The 18339-nt window shown below is 56.8% G+C and carries 16 protein-coding genes and 1 pseudogene; 5 read left to right on the top strand and 12 right to left on the bottom strand.

Features of this window, described 5'->3' with window-relative positions; all coding sequences use genetic code 11:
• Positions 1–7 precede the first annotated feature (7 nt).
• Genes H8F22_RS14535 through H8F22_RS14550 form a run of 4 tightly spaced genes read right to left on the bottom strand, consistent with a single transcriptional unit; the run spans position 8 to position 3871 of the window.
• On the bottom strand, positions 8–808 hold the full coding sequence (locus H8F22_RS14535) for a carbohydrate ABC transporter permease (RefSeq protein ID WP_027925090.1): 801 nt from the start codon (positions 806–808) through the stop codon (positions 8–10).
• An 8-nt stretch (positions 809–816) separates the two neighbouring features.
• Positions 817–1683, bottom strand: coding sequence for a carbohydrate ABC transporter permease (locus tag H8F22_RS14540; RefSeq protein WP_027925089.1), 867 nt, complete (start codon positions 1681–1683; stop codon positions 817–819).
• Complete coding sequence (locus H8F22_RS14545) at positions 1680–2777, bottom strand: ABC transporter ATP-binding protein (protein WP_027925088.1); 1098 nt, start codon at positions 2775–2777, stop codon at positions 1680–1682. The genes H8F22_RS14540 and H8F22_RS14545 overlap by 4 nt, the downstream gene beginning before the upstream one ends.
• Positions 2777–3871 (bottom strand): ABC transporter ATP-binding protein, encoded by a 1095-nt coding sequence (locus tag H8F22_RS14550; RefSeq protein ID WP_194940354.1) that lies wholly within the window; start codon positions 3869–3871, stop codon positions 2777–2779. Before H8F22_RS14550 ends, H8F22_RS14545 begins: the two co-directional genes overlap by 1 nt.
• Positions 3872–4192: 321 nt before the next feature.
• On the opposite strand from H8F22_RS14550, the gene H8F22_RS14555 reads away from it, so the two are divergent.
• Positions 4193–6043: a sigma-54-dependent Fis family transcriptional regulator gene (locus tag H8F22_RS14555; protein ID WP_027925086.1), complete on the top strand. Its 1851-nt coding sequence runs from the start codon at positions 4193–4195 to the stop codon at positions 6041–6043.
• A 238-nt stretch (positions 6044–6281) separates the two neighbouring features.
• Here the strand turns inward: H8F22_RS14555 and hxsC are convergent, their stop codons facing one another.
• From hxsC to hxsA2, 4 genes are read right to left on the bottom strand one after another with little or no spacing between them, the layout of a single operon-like run.
• The gene (hxsC, locus tag H8F22_RS14560) at positions 6282–7445 is read right to left on the bottom strand and encodes a His-Xaa-Ser system radical SAM maturase HxsC (RefSeq protein WP_194940355.1); all 1164 of its coding nucleotides are present in this window, start codon (positions 7443–7445) and stop codon (positions 6282–6284) included.
• Positions 7439–8896, bottom strand: a complete 1458-nt coding sequence (gene hxsB, locus H8F22_RS14565) for a His-Xaa-Ser system radical SAM maturase HxsB (RefSeq protein WP_194940356.1) — start codon at positions 8894–8896, stop codon at positions 7439–7441. The genes hxsC and hxsB overlap by 7 nt, the downstream gene beginning before the upstream one ends.
• Entirely contained in the window at positions 8889–9191 is a 303-nt protein-coding gene (gene hxsD / locus H8F22_RS14570) for a His-Xaa-Ser system protein HxsD (RefSeq protein WP_194940357.1), read from the bottom strand. The genes hxsB and hxsD overlap by 8 nt, the downstream gene beginning before the upstream one ends.
• The gene (gene hxsA2, locus H8F22_RS14575; RefSeq protein ID WP_194940358.1) at positions 9191–9475 is read right to left on the bottom strand and encodes a His-Xaa-Ser repeat protein HxsA2; all 285 of its coding nucleotides are present in this window, start codon (positions 9473–9475) and stop codon (positions 9191–9193) included. Before hxsA2 ends, hxsD begins: the two co-directional genes overlap by 1 nt.
• Before the next feature lie 379 nt (positions 9476–9854).
• Here hxsA2 and H8F22_RS14580 point away from each other — a divergent pair, with 379 nt between their 5' ends.
• Together H8F22_RS14580 and H8F22_RS14585 are read left to right on the top strand one after the other, a co-directional pair.
• Complete coding sequence (locus H8F22_RS14580; protein ID WP_194940359.1) at positions 9855–10412, top strand: class I SAM-dependent methyltransferase; 558 nt, start codon at positions 9855–9857, stop codon at positions 10410–10412.
• A gap of 49 nt (positions 10413–10461) precedes the next feature.
• A pseudogene (locus H8F22_RS14585) lies at positions 10462–10578 on the top strand (helix-turn-helix domain-containing protein); the annotation flags it as partial.
• 217 nt (positions 10579–10795) lie between these two features.
• Here the strand turns inward: H8F22_RS14585 and cysS are convergent.
• Positions 10796–12178 carry a cysteine--tRNA ligase gene (gene cysS, locus H8F22_RS14590; RefSeq protein WP_027925085.1) on the bottom strand — a complete coding sequence of 461 codons (1383 nt, stop codon included), beginning with the start codon at positions 12176–12178 and terminating at the stop codon, positions 10796–10798.
• A 15-nt stretch (positions 12179–12193) separates the two neighbouring features.
• Positions 12194–13894: a glutamine--tRNA ligase/YqeY domain fusion protein gene (locus tag H8F22_RS14595; RefSeq protein WP_027925084.1), complete on the bottom strand. Its 1701-nt coding sequence runs from the start codon at positions 13892–13894 to the stop codon at positions 12194–12196.
• 250 nt (positions 13895–14144) lie between these two features.
• On the opposite strand from H8F22_RS14595, the gene H8F22_RS14600 reads away from it, so the two are divergent.
• Positions 14145–14648: a peptidylprolyl isomerase gene (locus H8F22_RS14600; protein WP_027925083.1), complete on the top strand. Its 504-nt coding sequence runs from the start codon at positions 14145–14147 to the stop codon at positions 14646–14648.
• Positions 14645–15397 (top strand): UDP-2,3-diacylglucosamine diphosphatase, encoded by a 753-nt coding sequence (lpxH, locus tag H8F22_RS14605; protein ID WP_194940360.1) that lies wholly within the window; start codon positions 14645–14647, stop codon positions 15395–15397. Before H8F22_RS14600 ends, lpxH begins: the two co-directional genes overlap by 4 nt.
• A 126-nt stretch (positions 15398–15523) precedes the next feature.
• Here the strand turns inward: lpxH and H8F22_RS14610 are convergent, their stop codons facing one another.
• Positions 15524–17053, bottom strand: coding sequence for a DHA2 family efflux MFS transporter permease subunit (locus tag H8F22_RS14610; RefSeq protein ID WP_027925081.1), 1530 nt, complete (start codon positions 17051–17053; stop codon positions 15524–15526).
• A 66-nt stretch (positions 17054–17119) separates the two neighbouring features.
• The gene (locus H8F22_RS14615) at positions 17120–18337 is read right to left on the bottom strand and encodes an HlyD family secretion protein (protein WP_027925080.1); all 1218 of its coding nucleotides are present in this window, start codon (positions 18335–18337) and stop codon (positions 17120–17122) included.
• Positions 18338–18339 lie beyond the last annotated feature (2 nt).

Raw genomic sequence — 18339 nt, forward strand, 5'->3', positions numbered from 1 at the left:
CAGCTCCTCATACCCGGCCGAGGGCAAAGCCCTTGGCCACGTGGTTGCGAACAAACCAGATCACCAGCATGCCCGGCAGGATGGTCAACACCCCCGCCGCCGCCAGCACGCCCCAATCGATACCGGACGCCGACACCGTGCGCGTCATCACCGCCGCAATCGGCTTGGCGTTGACCGACGTCAGCGTGCGCGCCAGCAGCAACTCGACCCAGGAAAACATGAAGCAGAAAAACGCCGTGACGCCGATCCCGGAACCGATCAGCGGGATGAAAATCTTCACGAAGAACTTGGGAAAACTGTAGCCGTCGATGTAGGCGGTTTCGTCAATTTCCTTGGGAACACCGGACATGAAGCCCTCAAGAATCCACACCGCCAACGGCACGTTAAACAGGCAGTGAGCCAGGGCCACGGCGATGTGGGTGTCGAACAGCCCGATCGAGGAATACAGCTGGAAGAACGGCAGCAGGAACACCGCCGGCGGTGCCATGCGGTTGGTCAGCAGCCAGAAGAACAGGTGCTTGTCACCGAGGAAGCGATAGCGCGAAAACGCATACGCCGCCGGCAGCGCCACGCTCAGGGAAATCACCGTGTTCAGGCTCACGTAATACAGCGAGTTGAGGTAACCGGTGTACCAGCTCGGATCGGTGAAAATCACCTTGTAGTTATGCAAGGTGAAGTCCGAGGGAAACAACGTCAGGCCGCCGAGGATTTCGGTGTTGCTCTTGAAGGACATGTTCAGCAGCCAGTAGATCGGCACCAGCAGGAACAGGATGTAGATCAGCAGTGGAATCAGCTTTCTCTTGCTCATGATGGGCCTCAGCGGTTGGCGTCAGAGTGAGTCATGGCGGTGTAGAACAACCAGGACACCAACAGGATGATCAGGAAGTACACCAGCGAAAACGCCGCTGCCGGTCCCAGGTCGAATTGCCCTACGGCCATCTGGGTCAACGTCTGACTGAGGAACGTCGTGGCATTCCCAGGGCCGCCACCGGTCAGTACGAACGGCTCGGTGTAGATCATGAAACTGTCCATGAAGCGCAGCATCACCGCGATCAGCAGCACGCTTTTCAGCTTGGGCAACTGGATGTGCCGGAACACTGCCCACGCCGAGGCCCGATCAATCCGCGCCGCCTGGTAATACACGTCCGGAATCGCCCGCAGCCCGGAGAAGCACAACAGCGCCACCAGCGACGTCCAGTGCCACACGTCCATCACCAGCACCGTGACCCAGGCGTCCATGGTGTTCGACGCATAGTTGTAGTTAATGCCCATGGCATTCAGGCTCGAACCCAGCAGGCCGATGTCGGCGCGGCCGAAAATCTGCCAGATGGTGCCGACCACGTTCCATGGAATCAGCAGTGGAATGGCCAGGATGATCAGCACCAGTGACGACCAGCGGCCCTTGGTCGGCATGGTCAGGGCGATGGCGATGCCCAGCGGGATTTCGATCAGCAGCACGCAGGCCGAGTAGATGAACTGCCGCAGCAGCGAGTCATGCAGGCGCGGATCGAGCAACACCTGCTTGTACCAGTCGGCGCCGACGAAGTAGCGGCTGGACTGGTCGAAGATGTCCTGCACCGAATAGTTGACCACCGTCATCATCGGGATCACCGCACTGAAGGCCACCAGCAGGAACACCGGCAACACCAGCCACCAGGCCTTGTTGTTTTGCACCTTGTTCATGGCTGTGTCTCCAGCAGGTAATCATCGGCATAGACCATCAACCACTGCGCCGGAAAACTGATGTACGCCGTGCCTTCGGGCACCGGTTTGTCTTCGGCCAGGCGCACTTTCAACGGCGCGCCGTCGAGGTTCAGGGTCAGGATCTTGTAGGTCCCGAGGTCTTCGATGTGTACGACCTGTGCTTGCATCGCGTCATCAAAGGGTTCCTCCCACACGTGGACGAACTCCGGACGGATGCCGACTTTCAGGGTTTTCCACTCGGACTCGGCGATGCGCTGCTGTTGCGCCTCGGACAGCGGCAGGTGCGTCGAGGCGAACCCCACGCCACCCGGTTGCGGCGTGACCTCGATCAGGTTCATCCCCGGGCTGCCGATGAAATAGCCGACAAAGGTGTGGCTCGGCCGTTCGAACAATTCCCGCGGCGTACCGAATTGCACGATCTGCCCGCCGTACATCACCGCAATTTTGTCAGCGAAGGTCGAGGCCTCCAGCTGATCGTGGGTGACGTAGACCATGGTGATGTTGAACTGCTCGTGAATCTGCTTGAGCTTGCGCCGCAGCTTCCACTTCAGGTGCGGATCGATCACGGTCAGCGGTTCGTCGAACAGGATCGCCGAGACGTCATCGCGCACCAGCCCACGGCCCATGGAGACTTTCTGTTTTTCATCGGCGGTGAGGTTGCTGGCCTTTTTGCTCAGCAACGCCTGCAGGTCAAGGACCTCGGCGATTTCCTGCACCTTGCTGTGAATTCTCGCCTCGGCCATGCCCTGGTTACGCAGCGGAAACGCCAGGTTATCGAACACCGTCATGGTGTCGTAGACCACCGGGAACTGAAAAACCTGGGCGATGTTGCGCTTCTCCGGCGTCAGGTCGTTGACCGCTTTGCCGTCGAACAACACATGCCCCTGCGAGGGGCTGAGCAGCCCGGAAATGATGTTGAGCAAGGTCGACTTGCCGCACCCCGAAGGCCCGAGCAACGCATAGGCGCCGCCCTGCTCCCAGATGTGATCCATCTCGCGGATCGCGTAATCCTCAGGACCGGTGGGGGTTTTGGTGTAACTGTGGGCGAGGTTCTGCAAACGGATTTCGGCCATCAGGCAACCCTCGCAATACGGCGGCCGGGCGCCTGGACCAGACGTCCCTGCGCATCGAACACAAACAATTTATGGGTCGGGATATAGATGCGGATCGGTGCATCGACGTCGTATTCGTGAACGCCGGGCAAGTGCAGCACCAGCAGGAAATGCTCGTTGCGCACGTGCAGGAAGGTTTCCGAACCACTGATCTCGGCGACCTCGACGGTCACGGCCAGCTCCAGGTCATCGTCGTTGCTCGGCACCAGCGAGATGTGGCTCGGCCGCACGCCAAAGCGGAATTCGCCCTCGCCCACCGGCCGCAAATCCACGTTCAACGGGAAGTGCACGAAATTGGCGAAGCTGACTTCGTTGCCGACAATGCGCCCCGGCATCAGGTTGATCGGCGGCTCGGAGAACAGCTCTGCCGCGAGCACGCTTTGCGGCTGGTGATAGACCTCGGACGACTTGCCGCTCTGGATCACCCGGCCTTCGTGAAGAATGGTCGTGGTGCCGCCCAGCGCCAGGGCTTCGTTGGGTTCGGTGGTGGCGTAGATGGCGATGGTGTGGCGGGCCTTGAACAGCTCGCGCATTTCCTGGCGCAGTTCTTCGCGCAGCTTGTAATCGAGGTTGACCAGCGGCTCGTCGAACAGGATCAGCTCGGCGTCCTTGACCAGCGCGCGGGCCATGGCCGTGCGCTGTTGCTGACCGCCGGAGAGTTCAAGGGGATGGCGCTGGAGAAACTTCTCGATGCGCAGCATCTTCGCGGTTTCCAGCACTTTGCTCTGGATCAGCTCATTGGACACACCGCCCTGGCGCAATGGCGAGGCAATGTTCTCGAAGACGGTCATGGTCGGGTAATTGATGAACTGTTGATAAACCATCGACACGTTGCGCAAACGCACCGGGCGCTGGGTGACATCGACGCCGTTCATGAGGATGCGGCCGCTGTCGGGCTTGTCCAGCCCGGCCATCAGGCGCATCAGACTGGTTTTGCCGGACAGCGTGCGCCCGAGCAAAACGTTGAAGGAACCGGGTTCAAAACTCAGGCAGGCATCGTCGATCCAGGTCTGGCCCTCGACGGTGCGGCTGACGTGCTCCAGGGTTAATGACATGGCTCGGCCTTTTTATTATTTGGAGTCAAGCGACCGGAGCTACAGAGCGAGTTTCGTGCCAGAAATTGCAAGCTATTGATCTGGTTTGAAAATCCTTCAGTGAAGGGTGTGAGCACTTTCGTTGCTGAACAGAAATGAACAACTGAGACTGAACAACTGAACAGTCCGCTGGTTGACAATGAACAATAGTGAACAACACTCTACACACCGTTTTACTGCGAAATATTCCGAATTACGCACGGCCCTGTAGCAGCTGCCGAAGGCTGCTACATGAATCGCGTTACTCACAACAAAAATAATAATGTTCAGAGATCGACTGCCATGGCCGCACCCGCCTCGCCGCTCTCCCACGACGCCGTCATTCAGGACTCCTGGAAGCGTTGCCGCGCCTTCGGGCTTGATCATCAGAGTGCACCCGCGTTTGATCAGCTGCCGGCCGAAGGCATCGCACAATTGCTGGAGAGCCAGCATTCCCTGGTGCAAACCACGCATCAAGAAGTCCTGCCGTATTACGAAAACATCCTGAGCAATTCCAACTGCCTGATCATGCTCGCCGACAATCAAGGCCAGGTGCTCACGTCGTGGGGCACCCAGCGCTTTATCGAGCCGAGCCTGACCCGTGGTTTCAGCGCCGGCGCCAGCTGGATGGAGCGTTGCAGCGGCACCAACGCCATCGGCACCGCCCTCGCCTGCGAGCAGGCCGTGCACATCGAACACGATGAACACTTCCTGAAAGCCAATCGCTTCATGACCGGTTCCGCCGCGCCGATTTTCGATGCCGAGCGCAAAGTGATCGCGGTGCTGGACGTGTCCAGCGACAGTTACCTGCCGCCGTCCCATACCCTCGGCATGGTCAAGATGATGAGCCAGACCGTGGAAAACCGGCTGATTCTCAACCTGTTCCACGGCCAGCACTTTCAACTGACGTTCAACACCGGGTTGAACAACCTCGACAGCCAATGGGCCGGGCTGTTGATCTTCGACGAGACCGGCCAGGTGCTGTCCGCCAACCGCCGGGCCGACAATCTGCTGGGCATCAGCCTGTCGCGGGTCAGCGTCGAAAGCCTGTTCAAGGTGTCACTGCTGGAATTGCTGAACCAGCCCGACGGCCTGCCGTTCGCGCTGCAAGCCTCGGGGCGCAATCGCTTTCAGTGCCTGCTGCGGCGGCCGAAACAAGTACCGATTCAAGCGCGACTGTTTTCTGAACCCAAGAGCGCTGAACCGGTGGTCGTGGCGGCACCCGAAACGATCAGCCTCAACACCCTGCACTTCGGCGACAGCCGCGTGGAAAAAGCCGTGCGTCAGGCTGAACGCCTGCTGGAGAAGGACATTCCACTGCTGATCCACGGCGAAACCGGGGTCGGCAAGGAAGTCTTCGTCAAAGCCCTGCACCAGGCCAGCTCTCGCAGCAAACAACCGTTCATTGCGGTCAACTGTGCGGCGATCCCCGCCGAACTGGTGGAATCCGAGCTGTTCGGCTACGAGAAAGGCGCGTTCACCGGGGCCAACCAGAAAGGCAGCATCGGGCTGATCCGCAAAGCCGATAAAGGCACCCTGTTTCTCGATGAAATCGGCGACATGCCGCTGCCGACCCAGGCCCGGTTGTTGAGGGTATTGCAGGAACGCTGCGTGCAACCGGTGGGCAGCAGCGAGCTGTTCCCGGTCGATATCCGGATTATTTCGGCGACCAACCGTGCGTTGCGTGAGCAAGTGCAACTGGGGCGGTTCCGCGAAGACCTGTACTACCGGATCGGCGGTTTGACCCTGGAACTACCGCCCCTGCGCGAACGCAGCGACAAGCAGGCCTTGTTCAAACGTTTGTGGGAGCAGCACCGCGAGCCATCGCAGTGGGCCGGGTTGAGCCGTGAGGTGCTGGAACTGTTCGGCCGTCATCCGTGGCCGGGGAATTTGCGCCAGGTCAGCAGCGTGATGCAGGTGGCGCTGGCCATGGCCGAGGAGCAGCCGGTACGACCGGAGCATTTGCCGGATGACTTTTTTGTCGATCTGGAGATGGAACCGGTGGATTCGCCAGAAGTGTTGGCGGTGGATTTGAATGATGTCGAAGATTTGAATCGGCAGTTGCGGGCGGCTGGGGGGAATATTTCGCACTTGGCCCGGCGGTTGGGGGTTAGTCGCAATACCCTTTATAAGCGGTTGCGCCAGGCTGAGTGATGAGTGAACCGCAATCCTGGTGTTCGGCTTTAGACCATCGCGAGCAAGCTCGCTCCCACAGGGTTCAGTGTCGTGCGCAGAACTCAAACCAAGCGAAGATCAACTGTGGGAGCGAGCTTGCTCGCGATAGCGCCAGCCGGGACACCACAACCTTTGAGCCCTGCACATAAACAAAAACCCGCATCGCATAAAGTGCTAATTGCGGCGACTGAATTTGTTGAATGAAATGATGCCGAAGTCAGAATGGGACTAGGTGCTTGCTGTAACCGAACTTAACACCCGATGCAAAAAAACCTCCGCATTCACGCTGTTTTTTACAGCTCTGACACTCAGAAGCGTATTCGTTCTTCCAGTCGCTGATTGATTTACGGTAGTAGGGTTGAATGTCCGAATTCACCAAGCATAGCTGATGGTTGTATACCGAGACGTTCATGCCGTACTTGGCCAAAATCCCAACTGATTTGCTGAGTGTATCTTTGTACTCAATTGGGTCAATCCATAGTTCATCAAGATTTGCCCTAGTGAAGCCCATCATCTCAAGGCCCATCAACGCCACATGATCAACAAACAGCAGATTACGTGCGATGAACTCACACAGCTCAGGCAGGCGCTGCACCGATAGCTTATGAATGACAACTCGGATCTCAACTTTCTGACCCAAACGCTTCAGATTGAGAATGCCCTGAATGGTTTCATCGAATGCGCCCTGGGCCTGGACGATGTAGTCATGCAGCGTCGGGTCGTCCGAATAGACAGGTATTCCGATCATCGCGTCGGGCAATTCAAGCTGCGCATACTTTTCGGCGAACGCAGGGTCTTTAAAACTGCGCCCGTTCGAGAGAATGTGGATTGCGGTTCTTGGTAGATAACTTTTTGTCAGGCTGATGATTTTAAGGAAACGCTCCCGATTGGTCGTTGGCTCGCCGCCAGTAAATACCAACTCTGGGGTGTCCTTTGGAATCAGCGGGATCAGATCCTCCGTTTCATCGAGCAACCATGAATCATCAGCAGCCTTAGGCGGTTGTGAGCACATGAGGCAGTAATGATTGCACTGTTCAGTAATCAAAATGCTGTTGTTGGGCGCTGATACCCGAAACAGTACACGAATTGTCCGACGATCTGCTGAAAGCCTGACTATGTCACCATCACCAATGTAGCTGTAGTCATTCGGTAGGAGTGAGTAATCTGAGTCGGAAGGCAGCACCTCAACCAACTCACGATGCTTTTCAAGCAGCAGGTAGTGTGCGAATCCTCGGGGAATCTGGTGATCAGAAACCAGATACGCCATTTCTCGTCGCAATACTTCTGGCAGATTCCGGCTGGTCGCCACTTTGAGTAACGTGAGGTCCTTATGAACATCAACCGCATGGATACGGATAATCTTTCCGCCGAGCTTCAGCATCGATTGGCCCACCCCATAAAAATCCGTTTCGTTTGCTCATCGCTTTCCATCAGTTCAATGAGATGCTTGAAAATCGCCATATTTCGTTTGCAGAAAGAGGACTCAGATTTTCTTGCAACCACATCCTTGTGAATGGCGTGATGGTAGACGGGCTCAGCGCCGCAGTAAGGCTCAAATGCACAGTCAGAGCACATTGGAGCGCTTAGAGTGAACGAGTTCTCCAGTGCATCCAGAAGCTGATCAGAAAGGATTATTTCCTCATAGGAATGCTCGAGAATGTTGCCCAACCTAAACGTATGATCACCCATTTCAGCAAGCATTCGGCTTTCATCTGAGGCGTAGACCGATCCGTCGTAGTTGAACACGATGGCTGCGATCCCAGCACCGGCAGGGTTCATCAAATCAACAAACCCAGGGTCCCCCGATGTCAACATTTTCGTCAGCACAATCGAGGAGTACTGTTCTACAAATCTTATGCCGGACTTGTTCAGTTCAATAATGTACTCAAGACCTTCCTTGTAAAACTCCAGCCAACGCTCCGTGTCATAAGACATGAATTTCTTGGTCTTGATCGCAAAGCCGTAAGGGGAAAGCGTACGTAAAAAAATCCCATCAAAGCCCAGTCGCAAGTATTCATCAATGATGTCACGTGCGCGTGGCAGGCTCTTATCTGTGGTTGTCATCAGGGCTGAAACTTGGTCATAGCCGAGGGCTGCGCGGGCTTTTTTCAAGCCTTCCTCGAAACGCTGGTGACTATCTCGACCTGGCCGTGGGCGATTTGCATTATGCAGATCCATTGGCCCGTCCAGAGAAGATGAAAGCACGATGCTGTGCTGCTTACAGAACTCGAGCATGTCATCGGTCAGAAGCGACAGTGTGGTCGCGATGACGAACCGCAGATCTCGCCCTTCCTTGATGTTGCGCTTTTTTGCTTCAAGAACGACGTATCTCACCATCTCGAAGTTCAGCAGTGGTTCGCCACCTTGAAATTCAATTTTTATCGCCGGATTCGGTGACCTAAAAACGAAATCCAACGATTTGTCGGCCATCTCCGTGGTCATGTCGAATTCGCCTTTGCTTTCCGACTGCCTTGATACCTGGCAATACGGACAGCTGTGATCACAGCGAAGGGTCACCACAAAGATATGTAGATTGGTGAACTGGGCCAGTCTGGACAACCGCGTGCGTATTTTGAGTGCCAAGAGCTGAAGTGGCGCTTGTTCATTGGTGAAGCGAATAAATTGCTTAGACCGGAGCGTAGGAATTAGCTCTGATGTAAGAGGAAGCGTCTTGTTGATGATCGGCTCAAGCATAGACGATGGAATGACGTGGAACTCGCCTGCCATATTGGTGATGACATACTCATCGTCATTGAGGCGATCAAACTTGAAGGGCAGCAACTCGTAAGGACGTTGCTGCGCGTAGAACTCAAGCTTTTGGAATTTACTCACTGATAAGCCCGGTTTTTGAAAAGGCCAGTCCAAGGATTAAATTTTTGATCGGCTGCGTCTCAGCGCTTAGCTGGTGGCGCAATTGATAGTCGAGCACATCCTTCTTGAATTCTTGAACGGCAGATAGGAAGGACGACTCGTCAAGGCCGATATTCGAGGACAAGGCGCAGATAAACTGTCCCTCATCGACTGCGATATCAACCGTCAGGGAATTCATCGAACGATAAGCGGCTTTCTGCAAAACCTGCGCGTCGTAAAGCCGCTCATCAAAAACGAGCTTATGTGAGTAAATCATCACGAGCCTGAAGTGTGAGAGGAATGCGAGGCGTGCGAAGCATGGGAGCTGTGGGAGGTGTGATAAGCCATCAACTGCCCTTGGTCCCCGCGTTTGAGAACAAAGGCGAATTGATCACTCCCACCGCGCACCGAAAGGTTTTCGCTTTGAGCTTCAGCCGGGAATGTGTTTGGGGTATCGGTTATTGGTTCTACAACCTCGTGGGTGGCTACTGCTGATGCTTGTTCGGTTGCCATCGCAGCTGCAAGAGTGGCCATCGGGACCAGAAAGGAGCGTTTTTTCATCACGAAATTTCCCTATCGTTCTTGTGGTTTTATGGGAGTCTCGCTGACACCTATCTGTGATGTCAATATGGAATCGACTAATGGCCTTTTAGTGACCCATAACCCAACAGACGACTCGTCTTTTTAGTAAAGGCTATATAGCGAAAAACAACATTGCAGCGACATCTCCATATAGTTCTTCTATTAGCGAACTTCACGGATGCGGCGCACAGCCCTTCAAAAAACAACGAGGCATCTAACCGACGCGAGAATGCGTTATCGAACCTCTTGAGCTATCTTAAATTTTCAGCTTAGGCCAACAGCCCTAATGACTTTAAAATCTCAGACGGGGCATGCAGTAGTAATTTTTTATTGGCAGTGCAATTTTCGCAGGTTCCCTATGAGATTGAGAAATAATCAAATCGACAGCCAATACAGTCGACATAAAAAGCCACTATCCAATGATCCTTCCAGTTTCTTGGAGGCTCAGCTTTCAGCTTTAAATTTACATAAAGGGTCAACTGTTCTTGATGCGGGGTGTGGGTATGGACGTAATTCGGCACTATTATCCAAACATAATTTAAATGTAGTGGCTGCAGATTTTTCTTATGAAAGCTTTAGCAACTCGTGGTTCTTAAACTATAAAAACATAAACCCAATTATTATGGACTGCAGAAAACCACTCCCTTTCAAAAGCTGTTCTTTTTCAGCCGCGATCATCATTCATTTTTACAGTAAATATTTAATAGAAAATTTAATCGACATAATCAAACCCGCTGGATTCTTAATTTATGAAAGTATTAGTGGCAACGGTGAAAATTGGCGTGAACTGGGTGTTACCGAAGAGGTAAAAAAAATCCTGGAGAAAAAGTTTATTATCAAACACTACAAAGAGCGACTTGTTGGCCCCGATAGAAAATATGCCACCGTAAAATTGATTGCTCAAAAAATTAGTTAATAGAGTACCTGTAATTATGGACTGAAAGCATTCGCTAGAATGGATCTACGATGTCGAGGATTTGAATCGGCAGTTGCGGGCGGCTGGAGGGAATATTTCGCACTTGGCCCGGCGGTTGGGGGTTAGTCGCAATACCCTTTATAAGCGGTTGCGCCAGGCTGAGTGATGAGTGAACCGCAATCCTGGTGTTCGGCTTTAGACCATCGCGAGCAAGCTCGCTCCCACAGGGTTCAGTGTCGTGCGCAGAACTCAAACCAAGCGAAGATCAACTGTGGGAGCGAGCTTGCTCGCGATAGCGCCAGCCGGGACACCACAACCTTTGAGTCCTGCACATAAACAAAAACCCGCACAAGGCGGGTTTTGTTTTGCAGCGGATAACGCAATCAGTCAGCCAAACGCCAGGTCGTGCCGCCCTTGCCGTCTTCCAGCACCACGCCCATGGCGGTGAGCTGGTCGCGGATGCGGTCGGATTCGGCCCAGTCTTTACCGGCACGAGCCGCCAGACGCGCAGCAATCAGCGCGTCCACTTCAGCGGCATCCACACGCCCTTCAGCGCCAGCCTGCAAGAAGTCATCGGCCTCAAGTTGCAACACGCCCAGCACGCTCGCCAGTTCCTTCAAGCGCGCTGCCAGGCCCGCCGCCGCATTGAGATCGCTCTCGCGCAGGCGGTTGATCTCACGCACCATTTCGAACAGCACCGCGCAAGCTTCCGGCGTGCCGAAGTCGTCGTTCATCACCTGGGTGAAGCGCTCGACAAAGGCCTCGCCACCGGCCGGTGCCACGTTCGGCAGACCTTTCAACGCGTGGTAGAAACGCTCGAGCGCGCCTTTGGCGTCCTTGAGGTTGTCTTCCGAGTAGTTGATCGCGCTGCGGTAGTGGCTCGACACCAGCAGATAACGCACGACTTCCGGGTGGTACTTTTCCAGCACGTCGCGAATGGTGAAGAAGTTGTTCAAGGACTTGGACATCTTCTCGCCATTGATGCGAATCATGCCGCAATGCATCCACGCGTTGGCGTAGGTCTTGCCGGTGGCCGCTTCGCTCTGGGCGATTTCGTTTTCGTGGTGCGGGAACTCGAGGTCGCTGCCGCCGCCATGAATGTCGAAAGTCTCGCCGAGGCAGCAGGTCGACATCACCGAGCATTCGATGTGCCAGCCTGGACGACCGTCGCCCCACGGCGAAGGCCAGCTCGGCTCACCCGGCTTGGCGCCTTTCCACAAGACGAAGTCCAGCGGGTCCTGCTTGGACTCGTCGACTTCGATCCGCGCGCCGATGCGCAGGTCTTCGATTTTCTTGCGCGACAGCTTGCCGTAGCCCACGAACTTGGCGACGCGGTAGTACACGTCGCCATTGCCCGGTGCGTAGGCATAGCCCTTGTCGATCAACGTCTGGATCATGGTTTGCATGCCAGCGATGTGATCAGTGGCCCGCGGTTCCATGTCCGGCTTGAGGATGTTGAGGCGCGCCTCGTCCTCGTGCATCGCGGTGATCATGCGCTCGGTCAGCGCCTCGAACGGCTCGCCGTTCTCCTTCGCCCGATTGATGATCTTGTCTTCGATGTCGGTGATGTTGCGCACGTAGGTCAGGTTATAACCGCTGAACCGCAACCAGCGGGTCACCAGGTCGAACGCGACCATGCTGCGGCCATGGCCAATGTGGCAGTAGTCGTACACGGTCATCCCGCAGACGTACATGCGCACATTGTTGCCATCCAGAGGCTTGAAGACTTCTTTGCTCTTGGTGAGCGTGTTGTAGATCGTAAGCACTTTAGTTTCCTTGAATCACTGGCCCCACGAATCACGCAAGGTCACGGTACGGTTGAACACCGGATGACCTGGTTTCGAGTCCTTGATATCCGCGACGAAGTAACCTTCGCGTTCGAACTGGAAACGGTCTTCCGGCTGGGCATTGCCAAGCGAAGGCTCGGCACGACAACCGGTGAGGACTTGCAGCGAGTCAGGGTTGATGTTGTCCAGGAAACTGGCGCTGTCTTCAGCCTTCTCAGGGTTGGCCGAACGGAACAGGCGATCGTACAGACGCACTTCGCACTCGACGCTGGCAGCGGCCGGCACCCAGTGCACCACGCCTTTGACCTTGCGGCCTTCAGGGTTCTTGCCCAGGGTTTCCGGGTCGTACGAGCAACGCAGTTCGACGATGTTGCCATCGGCGTCCTTGATTGCTTCGTCGGCGCGGATCACGTAGCTGCCGCGCAGACGCACTTCGCCGTTGGGTTCCAGGCGTTTGTAGCCTTTTGGCGGCTCTTCCATGAAGTCATCGTGGTCGATGTAGATTTCACGGGCGAACGGCAGCTTGCGCACGCCCAGTTCTTCTTTCTGCGGATGACGCGGCAGTTCGAGGTTCTCGACCTGGTCTTGCGGGTAGTTGGTGATCACCACCTTCAACGGGCGCAGCACGCACATGGCGCGCGGAGCGTTCTGATCCAGATCCTGGCGGATGCTGAACTCGAGCATGCCGAAATCGACGACGCCGTCAGAACGGTTGGTGCCGACCATGTCGCAGAAATTGCGGATCGACGCAGGCGTGTAACCACGGCGGCGGAAGCCCGACAGCGTGGACATGCGCGGATCGTCCCAACCGAACACGTGCTTTTCATCGACCAGTTGCTTGAGCTTGCGCTTGCTGGTGATGGTGTAGTTCAGGTTCAGGCGGCTGAATTCGTACTGACGCGGGTGCGCCGGTACTGGCAGCGCGTCCAGGAACCAGTCGTACAGCGGACGATGGCTTTCGAACTCCAGGGTGCAGATCGAGTGGGTGATGCCTTCGATGGCGTCCGACTGACCGTGGGTGAAGTCGTAGTTCGGGTAGATGCACCACTTGTCGCCGGTCTGGTGGTGATGCGCGTGACGGATGCGGTACATGATCGGGTCGCGCAGGTTCATGTTCGGCGAGGCCATATCGATCTTGGCCCGCAGCACACGGGCGCCGTCCGGGAACTCGCCGGCACGCATGCGGGCGAACCAGTCGAGGTTTTCTTCCACGGAGCGATCACGGAACGGGCTGTTCTTGCCCGGTTCGGTCAAGGTGCCGCGGTATTCCTTGGCTTGTTCCGGGCTGAGGTCGTCGACGTAGGCCTTGCCGGCCTTGATCAGCTCGACGGCCCAGTCGTGCAACTGGTCGAAATACTGCGAGGCGAAGCGCACGTCGCCGGACCATTCGAAGCCCAGCCATTTGATGTCGCTTTCGATCGCGTCAATGTATTCCTGGTCTTCCTTGGCCGGGTTGGTGTCGTCGAAACGCAGGTGGGTGACGCCGCCGAATTCCTGGGCCAGGCCGAAGTTCACACAGATCGACTTGGCGTGACCGATGTGCAGGTAGCCGTTGGGCTCAGGCGGGAAACGGGTGACGATCTGCGTGTGCTTACCCGAGTCCAGGTCCGCCTGGATGATCGGGCGCAGGAAATTGACCGGCACGGCAGGGCCGGTCTTGGCATTCGAGGTAGGGTCGACAGTGGGCTTGCTCATAGGATCCTTGAACGTACAAGTGCGTGGCCGGAACGAAAGGCCTGACAAAACAAAGCCGCTATCATAGCCGATGCTGTCAAGCTGCTGACAGAGCGGGCCCTAAAACAGGTGCGTTTAATGCACCTGTTTTGAAAAACAGCCTCGAAATTAACGCCTGTCGCGCTAAACTGCGCACCTTGGCTGCTGTTGGCCGGACCGGTTAAGGGCCCTGACGCCCCGAAACCCACGAATTCATTAAAGAGTACCGATCATGACCCAAGTCAAACTGACCACCAACCATGGCGACATCGTCCTGGAACTGAACGCTGAAAAAGCCCCGATCACCGTGGCCAACTTCATCGAGTACGTGAAAGCCGGTCACTACGAAAACACCGTTTTCCACCGTGTCATCGGTAACTTCATGATCCAGGGCGGCGGTTTCGAGCCAGGCATGAAAGAAAAGAAAGACAAGCGCCCAAGCATCCAGAACGAAGCCGACAACGGCCTGCCGAACGTTAAGTACAGCGTGGCCATGGCTCGCACCATGGAACCGCATTCGGCTTCCGCCCAGTTCTTCATCAACGTGGCTGACAACAGCTTCCTGAACCACAGCGCCAAGACCACTCAGGGCTGGGGCTACGCCGTGTTCGCCAAAGTCGTTGAAGGCACCGACGTGGTCGACAAGATCAAAGGTGTTGCCACCACCATGAAGTCCGGCCACCAGGACGTACCAGCAGACGACGTGATCATCGAGAAAGCCGAGATCATTGAGTGATACTGCTGATTTCAGACTTGCATCTGGAAGAGGAGCGCCCGGACATTACCCGGGCGTTTCTGGATTTGCTCGCCGGACGCGCCCGCTCGGCGAGTGCGCTGTACATTCTGGGCGACTTTTTCGAAGCGTGGATTGGCGACGACGCCATGACGCCCTTTCAGCGTTCCATCTGCCAGGCCCTGCGCGAATTGAGCGACAGCGGCACGGCCATTTTTCTGATGCACGGCAACCGCGACTTCATGCTCGGCCAGGCCTTTTGTAAACAGGCCGGCTGCACGCTGTTGAAGGACCCGAGTGTCGTGCCGTTTTACGGCGAACCGGTGCTACTGATGCACGGTGACAGCCTCTGCACCCGCGACGAAGCCTATATGAAGCTGCGTCGCTACCTGCGCAACCCGATCAGCCTGTTCATCCTGCGAAATTTACCGCTGCGCACCCGGCATAAGCTGGCGCGCAAGCTGCGCAGTGAAAGCCGCGCGCAAACGCGGATGAAGGCCAACGACATCGTGGATGTCACGCCGGAGGAAATTCCGCGGATCATGCAGGAATACGGCGTGAAAACCTTGATCCACGGCCATACCCATCGCCCGGCCATCCACAAGTTGCAGTTGGGCGAACAAGCGGCCAAACGCATTGTGCTGGGGGATTGGGATCGCCAGGGCTGGGCGTTGCAGGTGGATGAGAACGGGTTTGCACTGGCCCCCTTCGACTTCATCCCGCCACCGCAATTGGCCGCTCCCACTCACTGACTGCCGAACACAAAACCCTTTGTAGGAGTGAGCCTGCTCGCGATAGCGGTGGATCAGTCAACAAAAGTGTTGAATGTGAATCCGCTATCGCGAGCAGGCTCATTCCTACAGTGGATTGTGTTTAGGTCAGTGACCGGAAGCAGCCGGCCCCGCTTTCGCTGCAAACGGCGGTTTCGCCAGCCATACAATCAGAATCAACCCCATGAACCCCCAGCCCAGCAACGTGAAGTAATCCACGGTGGAGAGCATGTACGCCTGACTCGTCAGCACATGATCCAGCTGCGCATAGGCCGGGTTACCCGCCCCGCCCAAGGTGTTCAGTGCATCACGGGTGGCCGGGTCGAATGTGGTGATGCTTTCGCTCAGATACGCGTGATGCTGATCCGCCCGGCGAATCCAGATCCAGGTGGTCAGTGACGCCGCAAAACTACCGCCCAGTGTGCGCAGGAACGTCGCCAGGCCCGCGCCGTCGGCGATCTGGCTCGGTGGCAGGTCCGACATCAAGATGCTCAGGGTCGGCATGAAGAACAGCGCCACGCCAATGCCCATGAACAGTTGCACCAGGGCGATGTGCTGGAAGTCCACTTCATTGTTGAACCCGGCGCGCATGAAGCAGCTCAGGCCAATGGCCAGGAATGCCAGCCCGGCCAGCAATCGCAGGTCGAACTTGTGCGCGTACTTGCCGACAAACGGCGACATCAGCACTGGCAGAATCCCGATCGGCGCCACGGCCAACCCCGCCCAGGTCGCGGTGTAGCCCATCTGGGTTTGCAGCCATTGCGGCAGGATCAGGTTGATGCCGAAGAACCCGGCGTAGCCGAGCACCAGCACCAGCGTGCCGATGCGGAAGTTGCGATACGCGAACAGCCGCAGGTTCACCACCGGGTGCTTATCGGTCATTTCCCAGATGATGAACACCGCCAGCGCGATCACGGAGATGGCCGCGCCAATCAGGATGAAAGTCGACTCGAACCAGTCCAGGTCATTGCCCTTGTCGAGGATAATCTGCAACGCACCGACGCCAATGATCAACGTGATCAATCCCACGTAATCCATCGGTTGGCGGCTGGTTTCCACCGGGCGCGCCTTGAGTTGCTGGCGCACCACCATCACTGCGAAGACGCCGATCGGCACGTTGATGAAGAAAATCCACGGCCAGCTATAGCTGTCGGTAATCCAGCCGCCAAGAATCGGCCCTGCAATGGGCGCCACCACCGTGACCATCGCCAGCAACGCCAGGGCCATGCCGCGCCTCGCGGGGGGATAGACCGCGATCAGCAACGTCTGGGTCATCGGGTACAACGGACCGGCCACCAGGCCTTGCAGCACCCGAAAACCGATCAGTTCCGGCATCGAGGTCGAGATGCCGCAGAGAAACGAGGCCAGCACGAACAGCACCGTGGCCCAGAGAAACAGCTTCACTTCACCGAAGCGGCGGCTGAGCCAACCGGTCAGCGGCAGCGCAATCGCGTTGCTCACGGCAAAGGAAGTAATCACCCACGTGCCCTGCTCCGAACTCACGCCCAGGTTGCCGGAAATGGTCGGCAGCGCCACGTTGGCGATGGTGGTGTCAAGCACTTGCATAAAGGTCGCCAGCGACAGGCCGATGGTGCTGAGCAACAGGCTGGGCGGCGTGAAAGAGGCGTTATTGCTCATCGCGAATCCTTTGAAACCGGGAGGGCGCGGCGCCCATTAACGGAGCGCCGCTGAGGGATTGGCGAATCAGCGTTGCGCGGTCTTGCTGACCGCCGCGCTGTTGTCGTGGATCAACTGAGTGATCATCGCGTCGGCTTCAGCCAACTGACGGTCGTAGACGTTGGTGCTGAACGAGGCCTTTTGCGGTGGCTGTTGCGCCAGCACCGGCCCGCTCTGGTCGTGCAGGTTCACGTCAACCTGAGTCGACAGCCCCACGCGCAACGGGTGCCTGGCCAGTTCTTCGGCGTTGATGTGGATCCGCACCGGCACGCGCTGGACGATTTTGATCCAGTTACCGGTGGCGTTTTGCGCCGGCAGCAGGGCAAATGCGCTGCCGGTACCGGCGCCGAGGCTGTCGATGGTGCCGCTGAATTTCACGTCGCTGCCGTACAGGTCGGCCTGAATGTCCACCGGCTGACCGATGCGCATGTCACGCAATTGGGTTTCCTTGAAGTTGGCGTCGATCCACAGTTGATCCAGCGGAATCACCGCCATCAGCGCGGTGCCCGGCTGAACCCGTTGACCCAATTGCACAGAGCGCTTGGCCACGTAACCAGTGACCGGCGCGATCAAGGTGCTGCGCGAGTTGTTCAGGTAGGCCTGACGCAGTTGCGCGGCGGCCGACATCACGTCCGGGTGCGACGAGACCACAGTGTCATCGACCAGCGCACTGGTGGTTTTCAATTGCTGCCTGGCGTTGGCCAGGGCGTTTTGCGCCGAGGTCAGGTCGTCGCGAGCGTGGGACAGTTCTTCCTGGGAAATCGCACCGCCAGCGGCGAGGTTTTTCCGGCGATTGAAGTTGTCCTGAGCCTTCTGCACTTCAGCCTGCTGCGCGTTGACCTGGGCTTTCATGCCGTCAACGTTGCTGTACAAACCGCGCACCTGACGCACGGTGCGGGCCAGATTGGCCTGGGCACTTTGCAGGCCGACTTCGGCGTCATTCGGGTCGAAATTGATCAGCACCTGGCCTTCGTGGACCAGGTCACCATCATCCGCGCCGATGCTGACCACGGTGCCGGTGACCAGCGGGGTGATTTCCACCACGTTGCCGTTCACATAGGCGTCGTCGGTGCTCTCGTTCCAGCGCCCGAAGAGTTCGTGATAACCCCAGACGCCGACACCGGCGAGGACAACCACGATGGCCAGAACGACCAGCATGACTTTGCGTTTACGCGAATTGCTCGTGTCTTGAGCGTTGTCTGGTGATGTGTTGGTTGGAGCAGCAGATGTATCGGCAGTGGCCATGA

This window comes from Pseudomonas mucoides (assembly GCF_015461845.1).
In the GTDB taxonomy this organism is placed as follows: domain Bacteria; phylum Pseudomonadota; class Gammaproteobacteria; order Pseudomonadales; family Pseudomonadaceae; genus Aquipseudomonas; species Aquipseudomonas mucoides.